This is a genomic window from Streptococcus parasanguinis (assembly GCF_001578955.1).
GTDB lineage: Bacteria > Bacillota > Bacilli > Lactobacillales > Streptococcaceae > Streptococcus > Streptococcus parasanguinis_U.
This window is the reverse complement of record NZ_KQ969689.1, coordinates 537,909-538,409: the sequence shown is the minus strand read 5'-3', so window position 1 is coordinate 538,409 and position 501 is coordinate 537,909. Positions and strand designations below refer to the sequence as shown.

The following is a 501-nucleotide window of genomic DNA, read 5'->3' as shown; positions in this document are numbered from 1 at the left end:
GAATTGCTCGGCTTCATCTTTCAAGATCACCAGCTCCTCTCCTATATGAAAATCGGTGACCAGTTAGAACTGGTGGCCAAATTGAAGGGGGAAAAGGACAAGAAGAAACGCCAAGAGGAAGTCAAAGCCTTGCTGGCAGATCTGGGCATCGAAGCTTGCTACCACCAATACCCGAATCAGATGTCTGGTGGGCAAAAACAACGGGCAGCCATCGCTCGGGCCTTTATCGGAAATCCGCAGGTCATTTTAGCTGATGAGCCAACCGCTAGCCTAGACCCAGATCGAGGGCAAGAAATCGCCCAATTGATCCGGAAAGAAGTCAAATCCAAAAACAAGAGCGCCATCATGGTGACCCATGACCGCTCCATCCTGACCTATGTAGATACTATTTATGAATTAAAACATGGCCAATTGCTAAAGGTAGAAAAGGTTGATTAAATACAAGAGAGTGGGACAGAAATCGGTAATTCGTTAGAATTCGATTTCGTCGTCCTACCTCCG

At 46.9% G+C, this 501-nt stretch carries 1 protein-coding gene; it reads left to right on the top strand.

Annotated features, from left to right (window positions below; translation table 11 throughout):
• A partial coding sequence (locus SPADD19_RS12475) for an ATP-binding cassette domain-containing protein (RefSeq protein ID WP_241496427.1) occupies nucleotides 1-438 on the top strand: 438 nt, incomplete at its 5' end.
• Nucleotides 439-501 lie beyond the last annotated feature (63 nt).